This window comes from Pseudomonas sp. OST1909, assembly GCF_015277575.1.
GTDB classification, from domain to species: Bacteria; Pseudomonadota; Gammaproteobacteria; order Pseudomonadales; family Pseudomonadaceae; genus Aquipseudomonas; species Aquipseudomonas synxantha_A.
Map to the genome: position 1 here is coordinate 3,332,107 of NZ_CP063780.1, position 23,666 is coordinate 3,355,772.

At 56.0% G+C, this 23,666-nt stretch carries 16 protein-coding genes; 9 read left to right on the top strand and 7 right to left on the bottom strand.

Annotated elements, in window-relative coordinates; all coding sequences use genetic code 11:
* Positions 1-14 precede the first annotated feature (14 nt).
* Both IH404_RS14620 and IH404_RS14625 read right to left on the bottom strand, forming a co-directional pair.
* Positions 15-890 carry a transporter gene (locus IH404_RS14620; protein WP_194438189.1) on the bottom strand — a complete coding sequence of 292 codons (876 nt, stop codon included), beginning with the start codon at positions 888-890 and terminating at the stop codon, positions 15-17.
* Between the two features lie 99 nt (positions 891-989).
* Positions 990-1,961 (bottom strand): LuxR C-terminal-related transcriptional regulator, encoded by a 972-nt coding sequence (locus IH404_RS14625; protein WP_005788263.1) that lies wholly within the window; start codon positions 1,959-1,961, stop codon positions 990-992.
* 227 nt (positions 1,962-2,188) lie between these two features.
* On the opposite strand from IH404_RS14625, the gene IH404_RS14630 reads away from it, so the two are divergent.
* A complete protein-coding gene (locus tag IH404_RS14630) occupies positions 2,189-2,701 on the top strand; it encodes a GNAT family N-acetyltransferase (RefSeq protein WP_005788265.1) in 513 nt (170 codons plus the stop codon).
* On the opposite strand, the gene IH404_RS14635 is transcribed toward IH404_RS14630, so the two are convergent.
* Entirely contained in the window at positions 2,698-3,390 is a 693-nt protein-coding gene (locus IH404_RS14635; RefSeq protein WP_005788267.1) for an aspartate/glutamate racemase family protein, read from the bottom strand. The genes IH404_RS14630 and IH404_RS14635 overlap by 4 nt on opposite strands.
* A gap of 256 nt (positions 3,391-3,646) precedes the next feature.
* Between IH404_RS14635 and IH404_RS14640 the strand changes: the two genes are divergently transcribed.
* The 3 genes from IH404_RS14640 (at position 3,647) to IH404_RS14650 (ending at position 6,373) form a co-directional block, all read left to right on the top strand.
* On the top strand, positions 3,647-5,005 hold the full coding sequence (locus IH404_RS14640; RefSeq protein WP_194438191.1) for a M10 family metallopeptidase C-terminal domain-containing protein: 1,359 nt from the start codon (positions 3,647-3,649) through the stop codon (positions 5,003-5,005).
* Positions 5,006-5,101: 96 nt separating this feature from the next.
* Entirely contained in the window at positions 5,102-5,596 is a 495-nt protein-coding gene (locus IH404_RS14645) for a hypothetical protein (protein WP_005788270.1), read from the top strand.
* A 105-nt stretch (positions 5,597-5,701) separates the two neighbouring features.
* Entirely contained in the window at positions 5,702-6,373 is a 672-nt protein-coding gene (locus IH404_RS14650) for a DUF3313 domain-containing protein (protein WP_005788271.1), read from the top strand.
* 19 nt (positions 6,374-6,392) lie between these two features.
* Here the strand turns inward: IH404_RS14650 and IH404_RS14655 are convergent, their stop codons facing one another.
* From IH404_RS14655 to IH404_RS14665, 3 genes are all read right to left on the bottom strand, one after another.
* On the bottom strand, positions 6,393-7,793 hold the full coding sequence (locus IH404_RS14655; RefSeq protein WP_194438192.1) for a DUF1254 domain-containing protein: 1,401 nt from the start codon (positions 7,791-7,793) through the stop codon (positions 6,393-6,395).
* A 121-nt stretch (positions 7,794-7,914) separates the two neighbouring features.
* Positions 7,915-8,277 (bottom strand): response regulator, encoded by a 363-nt coding sequence (locus IH404_RS14660; RefSeq protein WP_005788275.1) that lies wholly within the window; start codon positions 8,275-8,277, stop codon positions 7,915-7,917.
* A 258-nt stretch (positions 8,278-8,535) separates the two neighbouring features.
* Positions 8,536-12,120 (bottom strand): hypothetical protein, encoded by a 3,585-nt coding sequence (locus IH404_RS14665; protein WP_194438194.1) that lies wholly within the window; start codon positions 12,118-12,120, stop codon positions 8,536-8,538.
* 283 nt (positions 12,121-12,403) lie between these two features.
* On the opposite strand from IH404_RS14665, the gene IH404_RS14670 reads away from it, so the two are divergent.
* The 5 genes from IH404_RS14670 (at position 12,404) to IH404_RS14690 (ending at position 18,971) form a co-directional block, all read left to right on the top strand.
* A complete protein-coding gene (locus IH404_RS14670; protein WP_194438196.1) occupies positions 12,404-15,901 on the top strand; it encodes a response regulator in 3,498 nt (1,165 codons plus the stop codon).
* A 15-nt stretch (positions 15,902-15,916) separates the two neighbouring features.
* Complete coding sequence (locus IH404_RS14675) at positions 15,917-16,732, top strand: protein-glutamate O-methyltransferase CheR (RefSeq protein WP_005788281.1); 816 nt, start codon at positions 15,917-15,919, stop codon at positions 16,730-16,732.
* Entirely contained in the window at positions 16,729-17,328 is a 600-nt protein-coding gene (locus IH404_RS14680; protein ID WP_005788283.1) for a chemotaxis protein CheB, read from the top strand. Before IH404_RS14675 ends, IH404_RS14680 begins: the two co-directional genes overlap by 4 nt.
* Positions 17,322-18,515: a hybrid sensor histidine kinase/response regulator gene (locus IH404_RS14685; protein ID WP_005788284.1), complete on the top strand. Its 1,194-nt coding sequence runs from the start codon at positions 17,322-17,324 to the stop codon at positions 18,513-18,515. The genes IH404_RS14680 and IH404_RS14685 overlap by 7 nt, the downstream gene beginning before the upstream one ends.
* Positions 18,516-18,593: 78 nt before the next feature.
* A complete protein-coding gene (locus IH404_RS14690) occupies positions 18,594-18,971 on the top strand; it encodes a response regulator (protein WP_005788286.1) in 378 nt (125 codons plus the stop codon).
* 40 nt (positions 18,972-19,011) lie between these two features.
* On the opposite strand, the gene IH404_RS14695 is transcribed toward IH404_RS14690, so the two are convergent.
* A complete protein-coding gene (locus tag IH404_RS14695) occupies positions 19,012-23,637 on the bottom strand; it encodes a YopT-type cysteine protease domain-containing protein (RefSeq protein WP_194438197.1) in 4,626 nt (1,541 codons plus the stop codon).
* Between the last annotated feature and the right edge of the window lie 29 nt (positions 23,638-23,666).

Genomic DNA, 23,666 nt, shown 5'->3' on the forward strand with positions numbered 1-23,666 from the left:
TCCAGGAATGGGGATCAGAACACATGGACCAGGCGCAGCAAGGCCTCGGTCCCGGCATAGCCGTTGGAGGCAGCGACGTTTTGCGAAAGGCTGACCATCAGTTGGTTCTGGGTGTCGAGCCAATGCCCCAGTTCCAGGCCCAGTTGCGTGTAGCGTTTGTGGGTATCGTCGATACGGCGATTGTTGATGCGCAGCGCACCACCATCCGCCTGGATCAGGCGCAGTGCCCCGTAAGTGGCGGCGCTGAAGTCATAGGACGCGAAGGCTTGCAGGCGGTACAGCGGGGCTTGCTTGAGTTCGCTGCCAAAATAGTCGTCATTCCTGGCGTAAAGCTGGGCTTCGAGGTTGGCTTCCAGCACCCAGTTGTCGCCGATGCCCTGGGTGTAGTTGTAGACAAAGGTGGCGCCCCAACGGTTGGCACCCGGGGACACATCCGGGTTATGGCTGTGGTACTCACCTAGCGGCACGGTGATCAGGCTCAACAGGCCGCTGTAGGTGCGCGATGCCGGGTCGTTGATGAAAAACAGCGTGCCGCCCACTTGTGGATCGCCCAGGCCGCGCTCGCGGGTGCGCTGCTCAGTGCCGGGCAAGCGCGCCGTAATATCGGCAAATGGCAGGATGAACTGCGGCGTACACAGCGTGCCGCAGGCGTCGGTGAAATACACCTGGCGGTAGGCCAGGGCGTTGACCTTGAGGTCGGCCTTGCCGGTGCTGTCGGCGGGCCCATGGAAATCGCCGGCACGGGTGGCGGGCAGGTACACCACCCCCAGGCTGGTGCCCGGCGGTGCGCCGAAAAAGTCCCGGGCGTTAAGGTCGGCGGCCTGGCTGTCGAGGCTGAGCAGCGTGCCGCCAAGCAGCACTGTGATCTTGCATAGAGGTGAATGAATCATGGCAAGGCATCTCTTGTAAGCGGCAGCCAAAAAACGGGCAACAGCTGCCCGCGACCGTGAAAACGAGCGTGGCAAAGTCTTAAGTTGAAAGGGCGAGGATCAGTCGGGAGGGGCGTGCACCAAGTGCGCTATACGCGCCTTGTCGTTGACCCCGAGCTTGGTGTAAATGGCGCGCAGATGGTGGCGCACCGTATTGGGTGAAAGGCCAAGGTCGCGGGCCACTTGCTTATAAGTCTTGCCCTCGCCAAACCCCTGGGCCACGTCGTTCTCTCGCGGGCTCAACTGGGGCAGTGCACGGTTGAGGCGCGCCGCCAGCAGCAACTGGTCGCCCACTGCCGAAACCTGGATGTGAATGTGCTTGCCGGCATGGCCGCGTTCATCCAGTTGTACCGGCAGGGTAGGGCCGCTCCAGCGCGGCCACTCACTGAGCAAAATGTCGATAAAGCCGCGCTCGGCGCATTGCAATACGCCTCGAGGGTCGCATACGGCCAAGGCGAGGTTGCGTGGGCTGGTCAGGGTTTCACGCATGGCCACCAGCGTGCGGATCTGGTTCGCGGACACTGCCGCCACCAGATGCAACATCAGATTATTGAGCAGCAGGCAGTCATGGGTGTTGAACCTGGGCGCACCGGGTTTGCGGTACAGCGTCAGGTGGTCGCTGAGGTGGGTTTGCGGGTCGATATGGATCACGCACAGCAATTGGTCCAGGCCGTGGCGCTGCCCCAGCCAATTCAAGGCGCTGCCATTGGCCGGGTCGCGCATGTCGATGATCACGGCCTGGCCGGGTGTTGCATGAACTCGGCCGACGGTCACGTCCAGATGGCGGATCGACTGCCAGTCCGCCAGGTAGTGTGGTGGCAAATGGTACAGGTAACTGTTGTGCTCCTCCGGCACCCCCTCAATCACCGCCGCGCGCCCCCACCAGGCACTGTCAAATGCCAGCAACTGGCTCAGCCGCGCCAGGGCATGGTGCTGGAAATGTTCGATGTCTTGATGTTGAGCCAGGCGCTGCAGATCCAGGGCCAGGGTACTGAAGGCCTGCAACAGGCCATTGGAATCAAGGCGACTCATAGGTATTCCTCTGTGGGACTTTTTTTGTTGTTCTCGTCACAGGGTGAAGGCCGGGACCTGGGTTCAGGGGGCAGGGCCTGGGTTGAGTATCGATGTTGCACGGCTGGACTGCCATCGTTCAGATGCAGGATGGCGCTGGTTGATGTGTGGGAAAACGCCGGGCTCGTCAGGCGCCTGACTTTGCCCCTACACTGGTCCGCCATTGGTCTTTCAAAGGATGAAACACAATGCACGCACCTGAGCCCCATATCGTGATCCAGCGCTTTACCGAGGCCCACCTTGAGGGCGTCGCCGCGCTCTACAACGAACCGGCGGTCTGCCGTCAGGTGCTGCAAATGCCTTTCCAATCGGTGGAAGCCTGGCGCAAGCGTTTGGTGATGGATAACGAGCGGCGCTTGCAGTTGGTGGCGGTACATGGCGGTGAAGTGGTTGGCCAACTGGGCCTGGAGCAGTACCTGCGCGTGCGTCAGAGCCATGTCGGTTCGTTCGGCATGGGCGTGGCGACTGCCTGGCAGGGCAAGGGCGTCGGCTCGCGGCTGTTGACCGCCGCGCTGGACGTCGCCGACAACTGGATGAACCTGCACCGCGTGGAACTGACGGTGTATGCCGACAACGAAGCCGCGCATCACCTGTATCGCAAGTTCGGCTTCGAAGTGGAGGGGCGGTTGCGCGATTACGCCCTGCGTGACGGTGCGTTTGTCGACACCCTGAGCATGGCGCGCCTGCGCAAGTCGGCTTAATCCGCTAGAGCAAACGCCACCGCCGCCTGTGCATGCAGCGCGGTGGTGTCCAGCAGCGGCAGGGCGCTGTGTTCGGGCTGGATCAACAGGCAGATTTCCGTGCAGCCGAGGATGACCGCCTGGGCGCCGCGCGCGGCGAGCGCCTGGATCACCCGCTGATACACCTGGCGCGAGGCGTCGCTGATGACCCCCACGCACAACTCTTCATAAATGATTCGGTGCACTTGCTTGCGCTCATCCGCGTCCGGTATCAGCACGGTCAGGCCCTGGGCGGCGAGACGGGATTTGAGGAAGTCCTGTTCCATGGTGAAACCGGTGCCGAGCAGACCTACCTTCAAGGTACCGGCCTCCAACGCCGCGGCCGCCGTGGCGTCGGCAATATGCAGGAATGGAATCGACACCGCCGCCTCGATACGCGGCGCCACCAGGTGCATGGTATTGGTACACAGCACCACGCACTCGGCGCCCCCTGCCTGCAAACGGCGCGCGGCGTCCTCCAGGATCAGCGCGGTATCGTCCCAGCGACCGGCGTGCTGGGCCTGCTCCACCGGGCCGAAGTCCACGCTGTACAGCAAAATCTGCGCGCTGCGCAAAGGGCCAAGCTGGTCACGTACGCGCTGGTTGATGAGGCGGTAATACTCGGCGCTGGATTCCCAGCTCATGCCGCCGATAAGGCCGATGGTGCGCATGCAATGCTCCGGACAAGGGGATGAGGCTTCACCTTACCCAATGAAGGCGGTTCGTTACAGCTGTCATCTGTACCTGGGGTTACATCCTTTGAAGGCCGGACGCCGGCGGGAGTTTTTGCCAACGCTACCAGGCGAGCCGCGCCTCAAGTGCCAAGTCAGTTTTGGAACTGTCTTGTGTAGGAATACCACTGATACGCAGGTCACTAATCTGCCGTCAGACGAGTAGACAAATTCCCAATTCCCTTAGGACTACCTCATGAATATTGATCCGAACATTGCTTTGACAAGGTTAAACGCCACCAGCGTGGCACACAGGACTGTCGTCGAAATTGATCATGCAGGCGACCGCGGCAATCAAATTAAATATCGCCAAGTTTCATTGTCCACGGACCAAGTATTAGAGAGGTCAAAACATGCCAGCGGATTTGCGGGTTCACTGCGTCCCGGGGACCCCGCGGAGGTGACGTATGAGTTCTCCAATCGTGCCGAAACGGGCGCCACGACCAGCCGGTTCACAGAAACACAAAAAGGCGTCATCCGTGAGACTCTGAATAATTTCAGCGATGCTGCAAATATTCGGTTCAAAGAGTCTGTCAATGCAAAATCCCATCATATGCAGTTTAAGGTTGATGGCAGTAGCTTCAAGTGGCAGGCCCCCTGGTATGCACCCGTGTCCGATGATCAGCCCGGCAGGGTGCTGGTAACGCTGAGCCAGGGCCATGTCGATGGGCTGGAAAAACCCAATAATTTTGGGCGTCACGTCATTGCAAAGGCGACGGCCTTTAAATTAGGGCTTCCTGACCCGGCGCCCACAGCATCGCAAAGCAAGTACGCGGAAAATACGCTGGCTTACACGCTAAGAAGTCCTTTTCTGGAAAACCGCTCAGACCATCGCTTTAATAAATCCCATGGTGAGGGCAATCAGTATTCAAGTACACCGATGATGGATGATATCGCTCTCATGCAAGATCGATTCGGTGTGAACCTTCAAACGCGTACGGGAGATACGACATATGGCTTTAACTCAAATGCCGATCGTGAAGTATTCAAATTGGCGTCGGGCGATGATTTACCATTATTTTGCGTGTGGGACGCCGGTGGTAAAGACACATTCGATTTCTCCGCATTCAAGCAAGATCAGGTTGTCAACTTAAGGTCGGGCAGCTTCTCTAATGTAGGGGGAGGCATAGGGAACGTTTCGATCGCCAATGGCGTCACCATCGAACGGGCTATTGGCGGTGCTGGCAATGACATTTTAATTGGCAATGACGTCGGTAACGAACTGGAGGGCGGTGAGGGCGATGACATTTTTTATGTCAAGGCGAACTCTGGCACTAACAAGCTGACAGGCGGGCCGGGTAAAAATACCTTCGTTATTGGCGCGAATGATTCATCCGTCAGCTTGGGAAGCACAACAATAACGGACTTTGTCAGCGGCAAGGATAAATTGGATACTTCCGCCCTGCGCGCAGCCCACCCTCAACTCACCGTCACCAGCGAGTATTATCGTAGCCATAAGCTCACCTTATTGCGTTTCGATTTCGATGGCGACAAAAATGAAGACTTCATAATGAGCATAAGTGGGCGAATCGCGCGTTCCGATTTCCGCGTTTGACCTCGTTCGCCCTATTCGTACGCGTTACTCGCCCCTTGAGCGGCTGCATCTGCCATGATGACGCTTCGCGACCTGGCTCACCCAAGGAAATCCGCAATGGACGATGTACAGCAACTGGGCGAGATGCTTCGTCATTACGCCGATAGCGAAGCACACAAACAGCAGCAGTTCGACCTGCAATCAGCACGTTGGGCGCAGAAGCTTGGCGAGCTGTTCGGCCAGATTGAACAGTGGCTGGAGCCGGTAAAAACCGTAGGCTTGCTGGAAGTTCAGCGCGAGGCTTACACCGCCAGCAGCCCGAGCGTGCCGGTGGAGAGTTCACCCTTCAAGAGCGAAAAACTCAGTGTGCATATCACTGGCAAAAGCGTGGAGTTCGTGCCGGATGTGATGGGCGTCGGTGGTTTGATTTCAGTGTCGGTGATGGGCCTCACCGCCGCCCGCCACGGCAGTGTGTCGCTGGTCCTGCCGGCGGATAAGCACGACTGGCTGTGGAAGAAAACCAACGGCCTGAAAGACCCGGACACCTTCGGTTTCGACGCCAACTTCCTGGCCGCTCAGCTGCAAAGCCTGATCCCTCGCGAACGCGCATGATCGGCACAGAAAAAAACAGGCTCTGCATTTAATCAGGTGCATTGCCCAAGTATTGGCTATACCTAAATCTCATTCTTACGATGATGGTCGCCAGGGAGTTCAACAATGAAGTTAAGGCTCATGATCAGCACACTGTGCGTCGCCTCGCTCGGCATGGCAGGCTGTGCCAGCAAGGTGCCGCAACCGGATGAGTATTCAGGGTTTCTCTCCAATTACAGCCAGCTCAAGGAAGCCAAGTCGCCCTCCGGGGCAGAGGTGATGCGCTGGGTCGATCCGCAGTTGGACTTGAGCCGCTACACCGCGGCGTACATCGAGCCTACCCAGTTCTATCCCAAACCCCAGGCCACCGCAAAGATTCCGGACAGCACCCTGCGGGGCATCAGCGATTATTACAACCAGGCGCTCAGGCGTGAACTGGCCAAGTCACTGCCCCTCGCCAATGCTCCAGGCCCAGGCGTGATCGTGGTGCGTGCGGCGATTACCGCCGTGAGCAGCAAGACCGAAAGCCTCAAACCCTACGAGTTTATCCCCGTGGCTCTGGTGGCCGCAGCAGTCAGCACCGGCACGGGTATCCGCGATCAGGAGACCACGCTGGGCACTGAGGCGCAGTTCCTCGATGGAGGCACGAACAAAGTGGTGGCCCAGGTGGTGCGCAAAGGCACCGGCAAGCCATTGGCCAATGACTCACAGGTGCTCAAGGCCGACGACGTGAAAGTTGTCATTGACGGCTGGGCGTCGGACCTGCATCAGTCCTACGTGAAGCTCAAAAAACATTGAGCCTCGGCAAGCCCAGGTGCTATTTCAGCGGTGTCAACGGGGGCAGCTTCCATTGACCGTTACCCACCTCGGGCTTGGGCAGGTAAATACGCAGGACCGCATAGAACGGACCGGGCGGGGCCGGCAGCCAATTGCTCTGTTCGGCTTTCGGTGGCTCGTGGTGTTGCAGCGCCAGGGTGAGGCCACCGTCGGCGTCACGCTGGAGGGCCGGTAACATCCGCGAGTTGATCAGGTAGCGCTTCTTGTGGTTGGGCACCAGCAATTTTGTCTTGGCGTCGTACAGGGTCAGCGACCAGAACGCATCGGCCGGTGGCAACTGGTCCTTGGCAAAATGCACGGTGTAGCTGTGGCGTGCGCCGTTGGCCGGCTTACCCTCACTGTCGACGATGTAGCTCAGGTGAGCCGCTTCGTCGCTGGAGTGACCGAAAATGCCTAACTCGGCACCGGCGTAGCGATACAGGTAGTTGTTTTGCAGACGGTCGCGGCTACCGAACAGATCAGCCTGGGCAACCTGATGAGTGTCGAGTTTGTCCTTCTTGAAGGCGGCAAATTCGGCCCGGCCATCGGCGATGCCTTCTTCCAGGGCCTTGCGCTGTTCTGCTGTCAATTGGTTGACCTTGAACGGCGCACCCGGCGCTATGCCGATTTTGGCAAAGCGCGCCAGCAGGTCTTTTTCGCTGTCCTGTGGGGCGGCGAAGGCCAGCATGAAGTTCAGGTAGCGAAACAGTTGCGGGCCTTCGGTCATGGTCGCCGTCGGCTTGGGCCATTCGATCTTCGGCACCTTGGCCGGGGCAGGCTGCTTCACATAGCTGCTCAGGGGTTGCACTTTATAGCCGCTCTGGATTTGCTTGACCTTGCCCAGGTCCTTGTCATCGAACAGCTGCGTGCGGTACAGGGCGTAGGCGATGTTGCTTTCGCTGTAGACCACTCGGTCGATGTCCACCGGTTGCTGACCTTTCCAGTCAGGCCCGGCGATCATGTAGTGACCGCCGTTGTTGCCGGTGCTGCGGGTGCCCAGGTAAGCAATGTTCTGGGAATAGAGGTCGATCAACTGCACCGAGTAGTAGCGCTCGTCTTCAATCCTGGGCAGGGTCAGTACCAGAGGCTCTTTGCGCAGGTCCATCCATACGAATGAGTAGGGTGTGTCGGCGTTCGGGCTAGGGAGCGCGGTGTCCTTGGGGGTCAATACCTGCGCGGTATTACCGATATGGTTGAACGGCGCCTTGAAGTGGGCGCCGCCCTTGTCAACGGCCTGGGTGTAGAGCGTCTTGTACATTTGCACCACCGGGAAACCGTACAGGTAGGCTTCCTTGGCGATTGCCCGGGCTTCACTCGGGCTGGCGGTGAAGTCAGCCCAGGCGCCGGTACTCATAAATATCGAGAGGCTCGCCAACAGCAGGCGCGTCGGTTTTCCAATCATGTTGTTGCGTCCTTCCTGAGTTCTGTCTAAGAGCGTGAGGTGAAGGCGCAGAGTTTCCAGTTTTATTGGCTGAACGTCACGTTAATCCCTTCGTCGACGCGGACAGATCCTAAAGGAGGTGTCAGGCTGGAAGCATTGATTTGACTTTGTCACGTAGTTGGTCGATGGAAAATGGCTTGGCGATCACCTGCATGCCGGACGTCGCATCAATATTTTCGGCATAGCCACTGGCAAATAGAATAGGCAGGGTGGGGCGCAGTTCGCGGACCTTGGTCGCCAGCTCCTTGCCATTCATGTCTGGCAGGCCGACGTCGGTCATCATCAAGTCGATCACCTGGCTGGTGTCTTGCACCCTTTCGAGTGCCTTTTCGGCGTCAGCGGCCTCAAGCACCTTGAAATCCAACTCTTCGAGTACATCCACGATCAGCATGCGCACGATGGCATCGTCTTCGACTACAAGGATGGTGGATGCTTCAGCGGGCATAAGGGAGATTCCTGAAAAATAAAGGGCGTGTCTTCAACGCTTGAAAGACCATTCTCTAATGAGTCGCGTCGATCTCGGCAAGTTCCGTTGCGGTGGGGTATTGTGAAGGGAATAGAGGCAAATGTCGCGTTGAGAGCGATGCATCGTGTTCTTGGCGTAATGGAGTAACGCCCTACTGTTGAGATACCACGTCTTCGACGTAGAAGGCGCCAATGGCACTGCCCAAGAATGCCATTGACGCACGTGATCGTACGAAGGTTAAAGATTTGCGTTGATCAGGGCATGCGGGTTGTTGTAGGGCACGGTATGGGTAAAGCTTTCTTCGGTGAAATAGCTGGCGTTGAATGCCGGTACGCCGCTTGCAACGTCGACAGGATTGAGCGTGCCGGCGCTCCACCCGCTGTTCAAAGAGACTTCCAGCCCCCGGCGCATTGAGGCCTCATCCGGGAAGGTCGCCAATCCGAAGTTGGGGTTAAAGAAAAACCATTCTTTCTCGTTGTTTGGGGTCAGGGTGACGCCTGCGAGCAGCCCATGATCTTTGGTACTGATCCTCAAGAGTGTCGGACGTGTTGCGTTGGTGAGTTCGTCGATGATGCCGGTGTACGCTAACTGGCTGAAGGGTTGTGTGCCGTGATAATTACTACTCAGAACCTGATGCATTTGGTTCAGCTGGTTACGAAAAGCCTTTACGTTCTTGTCGTCAGTATGCTCAGCTGCTTTCATAAAGTTATTGATGAACTCATCCCTGCGGCCGCGCAAAATAGCCAGCGCCATAGTATTCACAATGGCTGCGCACTCTCCATTTGAAGCCAGGTCCGTTTGGCTGAGGTAGAGGTTTTGCGGCATCTCGTAGGTCCTGCCCCCTTGGGCAACCATCTCTTTTTGAAAGATTTTGTAGTGTTCACGGCTAGTGTCCGCCATGCGTTTTTGTATCTCCTTGGCCAAAGTGCCTACCGCTTCGGGATCATTGACCTTCGTGACCGCCAGATCCCTCACCTCTGATTGCTTCATCGTCGGGTGGTAGCCTGGGACATCTTCGGCCACGCCCGAGTCAAAGCCTTGTTTGTACCCCGCGCTATCATTTCTCTGGACGGTCTCTAGTACTTCTCTGAATTTATCGCGGGTGGTTGTTGGATTGGGTGCAGCATACCTGGCTAACCAATCGATAAAGTTGCTGTTTATCTGACCATTGGCGGCAACCGTTGCAGGTGTGAAATCAACCAGCGCAGCTCCGTAAGGCTTCTGCGTGATCGGGTCGTAGGCGTACCACTTGCCCTCTCGAAATACAGCACCACCTTCGACCGTCTGCTCTGTAATCTTGTAGGTACCGGTTGCGACGATGCCCTCCTGTTTACTGGCGGCTTTAAGCAGGTCATAACTACCGGTTGTGCCTTTGAGCATGTTCACGCATTCGAGCCCCTTGGTCGCAATTTTATGGATCAGGGTCCCAACCCCGGTTATCCCGCCGACCAGACCGCCGAGTACGTTGAGTGAATCAATTGCCATTGCACCGAAGAGCTTTGCTGTCTTCACGGCCCTGGCGCCAGCACTAAAGGTCCGCACGCCCCTGAGGGCGGCATTGCCGGCTTGCGCAGCTTTGCCCACGCCAAAAGTGAGGAATCCGAGGATATCGAAGGCCAGGTCAGATACCGCCTCGCCGTAGTTGCCTTGCCGAACGTTGTTAACGGCAGACCGAAATGGGATCAGATTGAGCAGGAACTCACCCACCTGACTATCGCCCATCCGATCATGTTCGAAGGAAGTAACGCTCTTGGCGTAATTGAGTAACTCCTTGCGGTCGAGGTCCATTTTTTCCAGGTAGAAACTGGCAATCGCATTGGTTCGGCTGGAGTCGAAGCTATTGGGAATCGCATCACTGCCAGGTTTTTCTGCAGAGTCAGGGGCCGGCGAGTTGGTGAAAGGGTGATAAGGCCTTGATATCGCGTGGAGTTGTTCCCCGGCCTTATTGGTTTTTTCTAGGGTGAGCAGGCCAGGGAAATTTGAGATCAGCTCGTTTTTTTTCTCGATACTGCCGGTGCTGGTGTTGATGTGGTAGAGATTTTCCACGCCCTCTCGGGTGGTTTTCACATACAAGGTACGGTCACGTTTGACCAACTCTAATCTACCGTTCTTTGTTTTGCGGTATTCATCGCTGTAGAAGTATTCAAGTTTGCCGAATTCAAAGTTTTTGCGATCTTCCAATGGCTGCTCGCCAATCAGATGTTTGACCATCCCATGGTGGCCTTTCTTTTGTGCCGCTATAGCCTTTTCATATTGATCCATGAAGTTTGCGGTGATGTCACACTCTTCGGTGCGTGCAAAGCGATTGAATGCAGTGATCGGAATCCGTTTGTCGTTGGTGATCCATGCGTATTTTTCCCCTAGACGCTCCCCCTCCAGCAGAATATCGAGCATGGAGCGCATTCTCGGGTCACCGCTGGGAGCGCGGCCATCACCGGTGTAACGCTTGGCCAATACTCGAGCTTCGAAAACCGCCGGATCAACGTCGGGAAACTCAGCTTTCAGGCAGTCAAGCGCCATCTCCGTGCGATTGGGGATAGGCACTTGTATGGAAGAAGAGATATCCGTCAGCGATTTCAGATGGTTGTTGTAAGCCACCCTGACCTGTTCGATTTGTGAAGGTGCAGGTTCGCTGTTATGGGGGGACAGCAGGTTTCGGGTTATCCCCCAAAGTATCAAGGCATCGCGCTGGGCCGTTTGAACGGCGTAGGTATTGGCCGGTAAGGATTCTGCTGCTATCAGCACTTCGGCATAGGTCATGCCGGGAACCCGACCAGGTGTGTGGGCTTCGATTTTTGCGGCGGCGATGGTCAGTTGGGCCCACAGGGCACTGCCGACTTTCACGCTGGAAGGGATGTCCTTGATCAGGTACTCAGGCGCGCGGCCGGCCAACAGCAGGTAGGCCCCCACCTTGGCCATTTCCGGGGACGTTTTGCCTTTATCGATCAGCCAATTGGACAGGTTATCGATGATAGCGGACGCAGGCTTACCCCAGTGCTGGTTGCTGGCCAGATCGAAACCGGCGATTTTATCGCGATGAGGAGCGGTGATCGACTCCGGGTCCAACTGCAATGTGATGCCCGCCAAGAGGTAGTCTGTCACGCTGCTGTCGCTGGCAAGGCCTTGCATTCGCTCCTGCAGGTCTTTGCCCATCAACTGTGCCTGCGGGGTACGGATCAGTGCCTGCAGTATTTTAGCCGGATCATCCTGAGGCCCTGTGGTAATGGGTTGCTGGTAGCGCAGAAACTCCAATACACCGCCTTTGGTTTGCATCAATAACGGCTTATCACCCAGCGCATGTTCTTGATTCAGGGTGATGTTACGCAAGCGTCGTTGTTCATCTTCGCTCAAGGGCACCGGCCAGGACAGCGCGCCGCTCAGGTTGCCCAGCGGGTTTTCCATCGAGCGGCTGGTCACCGTGGACGCGAGGCCCGTGAGTTGGACATGGCTACTGGGCAACGGCAACCCCAGGAACTTCTTGATGAAGGTCTCCAGGGTCACACTGCCACCCGCTTCTTCAGCGTAGGAAGATCCAGGGTGAATATCCAGCGGGGTGTTGCCAAGCGCGGCGAGGACGGCTGAGGGCTGCGCCTCTTCACCCAGTTTAGCCGCAATCTGCTGGAGCTTTTGGCCCAGTGACTTCAAATTTTCTTTGTCTGCCAACTGGGCGGCCAAACCGGTTTTCCGGGGAGGTATCAGGCTGGTGCGCGCAGGGGGGGATAGGGTCGATTGAGTTTTAGGGGTGTCGGGGGCTTGTGTTTCTTCAGGGAATGGAATGGCGCTTGACACAGAGGACAAAGCACGTGGCTCGATATTCAACATGATAGATAAACCTTAAATGTGGATAGGAAATGCGCCCTCCTAATGGAGCCTCCTTGTCCCGAGACGCCCTCCTGAGTGGGGGGGTGGATGGGGCAGGTTCCGATACTTCCTACTCCGCTGTGTGAGAAATAACGTCAATAACCGAATGTAAAATAGGCAAAGCCATGGCGTACTTTTTGCTCGCGGGTGATGATTCCTGTGTATTTCGGCCGTAGAAAAATAGCGTTCAAGCGCCACTTTGGGGCAAACTCCCGGTTTTTCCGCACTTGGCCAAGGCATGCCCATGACTCCCGCTTCGTCCGTCGATGAAAAGAGCTTTCGTACTCTGTTGAGCCGAAACGTGGCCCTACCGTTGGGCGTGGGTGTGCTCAGTGCGGTATTTTTCGTCTGCCTGATCACCTATTTACTGTCGGTGATCCAGTGGGTGGAGCACACCGACCGGGTCATCAATAACCTCAATGAAACGTCCAAGCTGACCGTGGACCTTGAAACCGGCATGCGCGGTTTTCTGATCACCGGTGACGAGCATTTTCTCGACCCTTATGAAGTGGCCAAGCCGCGAATCATTGCCGACCTGCGTAATTTGCAAGACCTGGTGGCGGACAACCCCCAGCAGGTCGACCGCCTCAAACGCCTGGAAGCCTTGCAGAACGAGTGGAACACCTACGCCCAGTCGATGATCGATATGCAGCGCCAGAACGGTGACTACCGTGGCGCCGTCAAGGCTGGCCGTGGCAAACGCCTGACGGACGAGATTCGCCGGGAGTATGAGGACGCGGTGGCGATGGAGCAGCAGTTCCGCATCACCCGTAACCAAGAGGTCACCCGCACGACGGTGCTCAGCGTCACCCTGTACCTGGTGTTCGTACTGGGACTGAGTGGTTTTCTTGCTTATATCGGTAGAAAGAATTTAGTTTCACTTTCAGATAGTTACAGTAGAAACCTCGCGTCACAACAGAAGATTGCGCAACGCCTCGAACAGCAAGCCTGGCTACGCAATGGCCAGACCGAACTGGCTGAACAGGTGCTTGGCCAGCTGACCCTGAACATGCTCGGGCGCAACATCCTGCAGTTCTTCGCCCAGTACATGGGCTCGGCCGTTGCCGCTCTATATGTGCGCGAAGAGCACGGCGGCCTCAAGCGCGTGGCCACTTATGGGTTCTCCCGCGAGCAAGAGCAGCAGGAGCAGTCGATCTATAGCGACGAAGGCATCGTCGGGCAGGCCGCCCAGCTGGATCGCCTGATTCGCCTGGACGATGTGCCGGTGGATTACTTCAAGGTCAGCTCCGGCCTGGGCGAAGGCGCTACCCGCAGCGTGCTGGTGATGCCGACCAGCGATGAAGACCGCGTCAACGGCGTGGTTGAACTGGGCTTCCTGCGTGCGCTGGATGAGCGCGATGTTGAACTGCTGGAACTGATTGCCGGCAATATCGGCACCTCTATCGAAGCCGCTCGCTATCGCCAGCGCTTGCAGGAAGTACTGGCCGAAACCCAACAGCTCAACGAAGAGCTGCAAGTGCAGCAGGAAGAACTCAAGACCGCCAACGAAGAGCTGGAAGAACAGTCGCGTATCCTCAAGGAATCCCAGGCCCACCTGGAAACCCAGCAGGCCGAGCTTGAGCAGACCAACGAGCAACTGGCCGCGCAGACCCAGACCCTGGCCGAGCAGCGCGACGCCATGGATCGCAAGAACATCCAGCTCAATCAGGCCCAACTGGAGCTCGAAGACCGCGCCGATGAGTTGCAACGCTCCAGCAAATACAAGTCCGAGTTCCTTGCCAACATGTCCCACGAGCTGCGCACCCCGCTGAACAGCTCGTTGATCCTGGCCAAGTTGCTGGCAGAGAACCCTCAGGAAAACCTCAGCGCCGAGCAGGTCAAGTTTGCCGAGTCGATCTATTCGGCCGGCAATGACTTGCTCAACCTGATCAACGACATTCTGGATATTTCCAAGGTTGAAGCCGGCAAGCTGGAAGTGCGCCCGGAGAACTCCAGTGTGGTACGCCTTGTCGACGGCCTGCGGGGCATGTTCGAGCCGCTGGCGGCAGATCGCAAGCTGGGCTTTGAGGTGGACGTGCAGGAGGGTGCACCGACTTTGCTGTTTACCGATCGGCAGCGTCTGGAGCAGATCCTCAAGAACCTGTTGTCCAACGCCATCAAGTTCACCGAACAGGGTGAGGTCAGCCTGACGGTCTCCAGGGCGCCAGGGGAGGGCATTGCCTTTACCGTGCGCGACTCCGGCATCGGTATCGCCCTGGACCAGCAAGAAAGCATCTTCGAAGCCTTCCGCCAGGCTGATGGCACCACTAATCGCCGTTATGGCGGCACCGGCCTGGGCCTGTCCATTTCCCGCGACCTGGCGGCGTTGCTCGGCGGCTACATCAGCGTGACCAGCGAACCAGGCAAAGGCAGCATTTTCACGCTGGTATTGCCGGAGCAGTACGTGGAGCGTGAGGAAGACGCAGCACCTATCGAGCAACCGCGCCAAGCCGTGGTCGCGCCAAACCCTGCACCGGTGAAGATTTCTCCGCTGCCAGTCACTGATACCCAGCAGATCCCACGTTTTGCCGATGACCGTGAAAAGGCCCCTTTCAGCACCCGCTGCATCCTGGTGGTGGAAGACGAACCCAACTTCGCGCGCATCCTGTTCGACCTGGCCCACGAGCTGGGCTACCACTGCCTGGTCGCCCACGGCGCCGACGAAGGCTACAGCCTTGCCGAGGAATACATCCCGGACGCGATCCTGCTGGACATGCGCCTGCCAGACCATTCCGGGCTGACCGTGCTGCAGCGTCTCAAAGAGCACGCCAACACCCGGCACATCCCCGTGCACGTGATTTCCGTGGAAGACCGCGTCGAAGCTGCCATGCACATGGGCGCCATCGGCTATGCGGTCAAACCCACCACTCGAGAAGAGCTCAAGGACGTGTTCGCCCGCCTGGAAGCCAAGCTGACCCAGAAGGTCAAGCGCGTGCTCCTGGTAGAGGACGACGATCTGCAACGTGACAGCATTGCCCGCCTGATCGGCGACGATGACATCGAGATCACCGCCGTAGGCTTTGCCCAGGAAGCCCTCGACCTGCTGCGCAACAACATCTACGACTGCATGATCATCGACCTCAAGTTGCCGGATATGCTCGGCAATGAGCTGCTCAAACGCATGGCCACCGAAGATATCTGCTCATTCCCGCCGGTAATCGTCTATACCGGGCGTAACCTGACCCGCGATGAAGAAGCTGAGCTGCGCAAGTATTCCCGCTCGATCATCATCAAGGGTGCACGCTCACCTGAACGCCTGCTGGATGAAGTCACACTCTTTCTGCACAAAGTCGAATCCCAGCTGTCCGATGACCGCCAGAAGATGCTCAAGACGGCCCGCAGCCGCGACAAGGTCTTTGAAGGGCGCAAGATCCTGCTGGTGGACGACGATGTACGCAATATCTTCGCCCTGACCAGCGCCCTGGAGCACAAGGGCGCCGTAGTGGTTATCGGGCGTAACGGACGCGAAGCTATCGACAAACTCAACGAAGTCGAAGATGTCGACCTGGTATTGATGGACGTGATGATGCCCGAGATGGACGGTTACGAGGCCACGGCCTTGATCCGCCAGGACCCGCGCTGGAAAAAACTGCCAATCATTGCGGTGACGGCCAAGGCCATGAAAGACGATCAGGAACGCTGCCTGGCGGCCGGGTCCAACGACTACCTGGCCAAGCCGATTGACCTGGACCGTCTGTTCTCGCTGATTCGCGTATGGCTACCGAAGATGGAACGTATTTAAGTGGAGCAGTGTTTTTTGGACAAAAGCAGCGACATTGAGCTGCGCCTGTTGATTGAGGCGATTTACCTCAAGTACAGCTACGACTTTCGTGACTACTCCGGTGCGTCGGTCAAACGGCGCGTTGCCCACGCGTTGCGCCAGTTCGACTGCGCGACTATTTCGGCGCTGCAGGAGCGGGTGCTGCACGACCCGGCAGCGTTCATGCAGTTGCTGCAATTCTTGACGATCCCGGTGAGCGAAATGTTTCGCGACCCGTCGCACTTCCTGGCCATCCGCCAGGAAGTGGTACCGCTGCTCAAGACCTACCCGTCAATCAAGATCTGGATCGCCGGCTGCAGCACGGGCGAGGAGGTATACTCCATGGCCATCCTGTTGCGCGAAGAGGGGTTGCTGGAGCGCACGATCATCTACGCCACGGACATCAATCCGGCATCGCTGGAGAAAGCCAAGCAGGGCATCTTCTCCCTTGAGAACGTTCGCGCCTACACAGCCAATTATCAGCAGGCAGGCGGGCAACGTTCATTCGCCGACTATTACACCGCAGCCTACGATTATGCGATCTTCGACAAGACGCTGCGCGAGAACGTGACCTTCGCCGACCACAGCTTGGCGACCGACAGCGTGTTCTCAGAAACACAATTAATTTCATGCCGTAACGTATTGATTTATTTCAATAAAAAGTTGCAGGATCGCGCATTCGGATTGTTTCATGAGTCGCTGTGTCATCGTGGCTTTCTCGTCTTGGGCAGCAAGGAAACCCTGGATTTTTCTGCCTACAGCAAGCAATTCGAACCCTTGGTCAAACAGGAACGGATCTACCGAAAATCATGAGCGAGGCGCATGACCCCCCGATGCGTGGGATTGAAGCTATCGTTGTCGGCGCTTCCGCCGGCGGCGTTGAGGCCCTGCTGAGCATTTTTGGTGAACTGCCTGTGACCTTCAGCCTGCCGATCATCGCCGTGCTGCACCTGCCGGATGAGCGTCGCAGCCAGTTGGCAGAAGTCTTTGCGCGGCGCTTGAGCATTCCGGTCAAGGAAGCCCGGGACAAAGAGGCGGTCGAGGCGGGCACCTTGTATTTTGCCGGGCCTGGTTATCACTTGTCGGTGGAACATGACCGCAGCCTGTCCCTGAGCCAGGAAGACCGTGTGCACCACTCACGGCCGGCCATCGACTACCTGTTTGCCTCGGCTGCCGATGTGTACGGGCCGCGCCTGCTGGCGATCCTGTTGACCGGCGCAAACCAGGACGGCGCGCAGGGGCTGGCCCACGTCAAGCAATCCGGCGGCACCACCATCGTGCAGGACCCCAAACAGGCACGGATCGCCGTGATGCCCCTGGCGGCCCTGGCCTTGCATACACCTGACCATATTCTTTCCTTGAGCCAGATCGGCTCATTGCTGGCTTCCCTGGAACCCTTCCCATGTTAAGTACTGTCCAGGCCAAACTGCTGATCGTCGACGATCTGCCGGAAAACCTGCTGGCCCTTGAAGCGCTGATCAAGCGCGAGGATCGCCAGGTCTTCAAGGCATTGAGTGCCGACGAGGCGTTGTCCTTGTTGCTGGAACACGAATTCGCCATGGCGATTCTCGACGTGCAGATGCCCGGCATGAACGGTTTCGAACTGGCCGAACTGATGCGCGGCACCGAAAAGACCAAGAACATTCCCATTGTGTTCGTCAGTGCCGCCGGCCGCGAACTCAACTATGCCTTCAAGGGCTATGAAAGCGGGGCGGTAGACTTCCTGCACAAGCCGCTGGACATCCACGCGGTCAAGAGCAAGGTCAATGTGTTCGTCGACCTGTATCGCCAGAGCAAGGCGATGAAGCTGCAAGTCGAGGAACTGGAGCGCAGCCGCCGCGAGCAGGAGCTGTTGCTCACGCGCCTGCAGGCTACACAGGCCGAGCTGGAACAGGCGGTGCGTATGCGTGACGACTTCATGTCGATTGTCGCCCACGAAGTGCGTACGCCTCTGAACGGTCTGATTCTGGAGACCCAGCTGCGCAAGATGCACCTGGCCCGTGACAACGCTGCCGCGTTTACCCTGGACAAGATGCATGCGATGGTCGACCGCGATGAGCGCCAGATCAAAAGCCTGATCCGCCTGATCGAAGACATGCTCGATGTGTCGCGCATCCGCACCGGCAAACTGTCCATACGCCCGGCGCATTTTGATCTGGCGCAACTGGTGCGCAACCTCGTACATAACTTCGAACCACAGGTCGCCGCTGCCGAGTCGTCGATGCAGTTGGTGGCCGACGAGGCTGTGGAAGGCAACTGGGATGAGTTTCGTATCGAGCAGGTGATTACCAACCTGCTGACCAATGCCCTGCGCTACGGGGCCAAAAGCCCGGTGGATGTGCGGGTGTATACCGAGCATGGCGAGGCGCGTGTGGAAGTGCGCGACCGTGGCATTGGTATCAGTGAAGCCAACCAGAAGCGCATTTTTCAGCAGTTCGAACGGGTTTCTGCCAACCATGCCGCCGCTGGCCTGGGCCTGGGGTTGTTTATTTCCGAGCAGATTGTTGCCGCCCATGGCGGCACCATTGAGGTCGAGAGCCAGATAGGCGAGGGCGCCCTGTTTCGGGTGTGCCTGCCCCTTGAGGCGGCTGCGTGAAATCAATCGTCAGCTCAACGCAACCTCTGCGTGACCCCATGGTCGTAACTGCAGCAATTGACCGGACAAAGGCTTCCCATGAGTGAAGATGCGCAAGATGTCGTACTGATCGTCGAGGATGACGAATCCATTATGTTTGTGCTGGGTGAATACCTGGCAGGTTTGGGCTACCGGGTCTTGAAGGCGATCGATGGGGAGCAGGCCTTTGAAATCCTTGCGACCAAGCCGCACCTGGACCTGATGGTCACCGATTATCGCCTGCCTGGCGGGATTTCCGGGGTGCAGATTGCCGAGCCGGCGCTGAAGCTGCGACCGGAACTGAAAGTGATTTTTATCAGCGGCTACCCGCAGGAAATTCTCGACTGCAACAGCCCGATCACGCGCAATGCACCTATCCTCGCCAAGCCGTTTGATTTGGATACGTTGCAAGAGCATATCCAGCGGTTGTTGGCCTGAAGCAAGCGGCGCCATATCGGGCGCCGCGCATTTCATTCAATCAAGGCTGGGCCTTCTTAACGTTTGCGTTTAGTTCACTCGCAGGGGTGTAAGCATATTGTCGCTTGACATTTTCCCCAAGTCCGTCGATGAAATCTTGAAGACCTTTGTGGTTGCCATCGCTAATTTTATAGACGCTGATTCCGGCGCTGGTCTGTGGAAGATTGCCACTCTTGATCATCGCCGCATCAAAGCTCAGGTTATTAGTATTGAAAAGGAATAACTCATTATTGCTGGTTTTTTGTATATACACCGTGTGAGAGAAATCCCCTCCTTCATTGGCATACTTGAAGTTAATAAATCCCGACTCTGTAATGTCAGCGGGATTGAAGGTGGTTTTCAGGCTGTCGGGCTTGATGCCCATGAGTTCAAGGTAGCCGGCTGAATAGTTATTACCGCCTTTGCGATTTGTGGCGGCTACAACGGTGTCGAATACCTGAGGCGAAAGGGTTTTTTCAGCTTGCCCCACGCGTATGGAAGCTTCGTAACAAATCAGCCATCGGTTGCCAGGGTGCGCATGCAGCTTCTCCAAGTTGAGCCTCAGTTCTTCGTTAGTGAGGTTGCGCGGTCTACCCGAAGGGGTCAGTGGCACGTCATATAATGGCTTCACCTCTGAGCTGAGTACACTGTTTTTTTGCAGCCAGGTGTCATCATGATCAAAAACCTTAAACTCAAGAGCGTTCCTGTCAAGGCTGTGAGTTTTATATTGAACATTCAGTTTTTTATCATGGAAAAGTTTCTTCAAGCCACCTTCCATGGCCTCGGCGCTTGAAAACGTTGCCACACCGAAATTTGGGTCATAAAACCAGAATAGCTTTTCGCCCTCTGTTACCTTGATCCCAGCTGACACTGCATGGCCCGGCGTATCGATCATTATCGATTTTTGAACCGGCGAATCGCTCAATTCTTTTATCATGGCTTGATAGGAAAGCTGCCGAGGAGTTTTCCCAGCGTGGAAAGCGGTCTGGCCGCCTACTTGAGTCTGAAGTTTGGTTAGAGCTTGAATGAACTTGCGTGAGGCTGGGTCTGTAGGAAACGCCGCAGCGGTGTAGAGATTTTTAATGAGTTGTGCCTCCTTTCCTTCCTCCATTGCCATCGCCATTACACGGGACAGCGCAGCACACTGCCCGTCAGACAGCTGTAATGTCTCAGTCAGGTAGACAACTTGCGGCACAGGGATCACGTTGCCGAAGCGAGGTTCTATATTGTCAATGAATCGCGCCGAACCGGAGCGCCCAAAACCGTACGCAATATCATCGTATTTTTTTGCAATAATGCCTACTTGCTCAGCAGTGAGTGTGCTGTCGCCAGCCAACTTCATAATGTCTTCTATTTTTTTAGCTCTGTCCAGTCCAGGCACCTTGCTATAAGCGCCGATATAGTAACCATTATCAAACTCCGCTGTTCCTCGATGCTTTATAACGCTTCCTTTCCACTTGTTGACTATCTCATCGCTTATTTTCTTTTTGGGGTCCGCCGCACTCGCCCAGTTCCCAAATTCTTCCACATTTATTCGCGGAGAGGGTAAGAAGTCTTTGAGGGGAAGCCCGTAGGGTTGCCGGGTAACTGTATCGATGGCATACCATTTGCCATTCTTCTGTGCTGCGATAGTTTCAACGAGTTCTCCATGAATTCTAGCGGTTCCTATCGCGCCGGAATCAAAACCTTTCAACGCTTTTATCGCCTTATAGGTTTCCGGCATAGTCCATTTGATGACTTTTCGGGTGGCTAGTTTGGCCAGGTTTTTTCCGGCAGTTGCAACGCCGCTCACTAGCGTGCCAACGCCGTCCAGTGGATTAAGTGCACCGATGATGCCACGACGGAAAATCTTGGCACCATACTTGAAGTATCGGGATGCGGATGATCCTATCTTCAGGGCTTTTACGCCCTTTGCGGCCGCGTTGAACGAAACGAAAAAACCGAACACATCAAGGGCCAGGTCAACGATACCTTCGCCAACGTTGCCCTTCGCAAAATTATTGACCGCAGAGTAAAACGGAACAAGGTTCAGGAAAAAATCACCTATTTTTTTATTGGTCGATACTTCTGTATCGAACGTCGTCATACCCTTGGCTATTTCTTTATACGACTGAATGTCGGCAATTTTCAACTTTGCATCCGCGATGTAGCGTGTTCGCTCGCTAAAGTAACTCCTGGGTATCTTGGTGTCGTTTTTTTCATCAAGCAGTTTGTCTGTATAGTTACTGGCAGGGGCAATGGGTGTAAGCAGGTCGAAGCTGTCTCCAGGCTTCATTCCGGGTGGAATAGGCGAACTGCTTGTAGGGGGCGAGCCGATTTTTGCGTCATTCAAATCATCGCGTTTTATAATGGTGTTCTTATGCCAGTCTATTTCATAGGTGTGCGTTTTTTCATCGAGCCTACTACGCAAAAATATTTTTCCCTCATTCCTTGGATGACTCTTTAATTGCCCTGTGGTAGCGGGAAGATTAACGACAGAATGTTGAGCAACGGTGAGCTGCCCATATTCAATCATTTTCCGGTCAGACAGGGGCAGCGATGAAATCAAGTTTTTGGTTTGCGCACTGATTGCCGCTTCATGGTCATCAACGTAAGCGGAAAACTCATGTTCAAATTCAGCCTTTAGAGCTGATACTGACGAAGTTTCCGTGCTCAGTCTTGCTCGAATGGCGGGCAGGCTTATTTTGCTATTACTTGACCGCCATTGTATATCGTCCGGTTTGAGCCTGTTCGTCAGGTACAAATCCACCACCGAATAAGGACCAGGGGAGTCATGATGAGCGGTATCACGAGTGATGCATTTATCTTGAAGATCTTCCAGAGATAAATGTGGTAGAAGCGATTGCAAGTATTTCGCCACTTTTTTCTGAAACTGGGGCATCTGCGTTGCAAGCGTAGTCGACGCTGCGCTCAACTCAGCCACCTGTTTATTAAATGCGTTGCGCACCTCATCCATCTGAGCGCCTGTATACACATCCTCGCCGTTGACGTCCAAGATGCCGTTTACGATACCCCAGTCTTTCAGCGCGTCACTTTGTGCAAGCTGTTCAACGAGCTTTTCCTGAGGATAAAGTGGTATTTGTTCAGCACGGGTCATCACCTGTGCAAATGTCATTTTACTGGTGGAACCAGGTGCCTGGGCTTCGATACGCGCCACCGCAGTGCTGAAACTGACCCATGTGTGCGAGCCAAATTTAACTTCCTCAGGTATATTTTTAACCAAAAGTTCCGGCGCTTTGCGAGACAACAGTACAAACACAGCGAGAGGGGCGGTTCGGGCCGTGGCTTTTCCCTCACGGATCAAGTGTTCACTCAGGGCGCTTCGTATAGCGGATGCACTTTTCCCTCCAAGGTGGGGGGTGGCCAAGTTGAATCCAGTGACCGTGGTTCTCGTTGAAGCGTTTGGGTTCGTGAACACGCTTTCGCTGTCCAAGGAAGTTTGGAGCGCGGCAAGCATCCACTCCATGATAGTGTCAGGCGAAGCTATTTCGCCCAGCTCTGACCTCGCTCTCATGCCCAAGAGTCGTGCTTTGGTGGACTTGAGAAGGTCGTTAAGCACTTGATGAGGATTATCGTTGAGGGCGCTGGCGTCCCAGTGAACGTTACGGGTCCAATGAGCGAGCAAATTGTTGTCTTGCGTATCTTTCAAGTCGTGGCGAATGACAGAGTGGAGCTTGCGCTGATCTTCGTTGCTTAGCAGCGTTGGCCAGGAAAGCGCACCGCCCAGATCTCCGAGAGCAGGCTTAACCGGGGGGACACCCATCAGTGCTTTGGCCACCCCCACAAGTTGATCATAGCTTGTGGGAATCTCTATACCTTGATCTTCCATAAACTGATGCAGGCTTACAGTCGCCCCTGGCATCAGGTTGTGTTCTCGAAAATAGGATGAGGCGGGGTCTACAGTGAATACCGTATTTTTCAACGCCTCCCGTTGGTCCGGTCCAAAAGGCTGTGCGCGTTCTTCCTGAGTGCTATAGGGAATTGCGGAGTTCGATAGCCTTCCCAGCTTTGCAACAAGACTGGCGGTTATCTGGCCACTCACGGCCCTACGATTATTAAAGTCACCCAGTTCGGTCTGTTGCAGACTGAGGTTCTCCCTGAAAGGGCTATGCAAATCTGCTGGTTCGAAAGGGGGCCCCTCCAGCACTTGATCAGCATACTCTTTCAAGATTTCTTTTTGAGCGGGCTTGGGGGTGGAGCCATCAAAGGGAACATGCTTGTGATAAAAGAAACCGATGTCTTGCGCCTGTGCGGTATCTTTCTCCCCGATCGTAACAACCCCGCCGTACGGCGTCAGCGCTTTGACGGCACTCATGAGCAGAGGCCAGCCAGGAAAGTCGTATACGCTTACAGCGCCGCCGGCCCAGTCGGAAATGATGGTGCCATTGCGGGCATCAATCTTGATGGGGGAGGATAGGTCAATGTTCTTATCGGCTGCCCAATCCTTCATTGCGCGGCTTTCAATAATATCATGCAGATGCCTTCGCCATTGTCCGAAGGAAGAGTTTGGCGGGATGTCTATCTTTAACTTTTTATAGTCCAGATTCTGCTCTTGAATGACCGGACTTTTTAGTGCATTTGCGTACCTCCTGGTTAGGGTCCAGTCCCCCGCTGCCTGAGGTGTTTCATCAGAGGACTCGCTAACCACGGGAGCCTCTTCCATTGGAGACGGAGAGG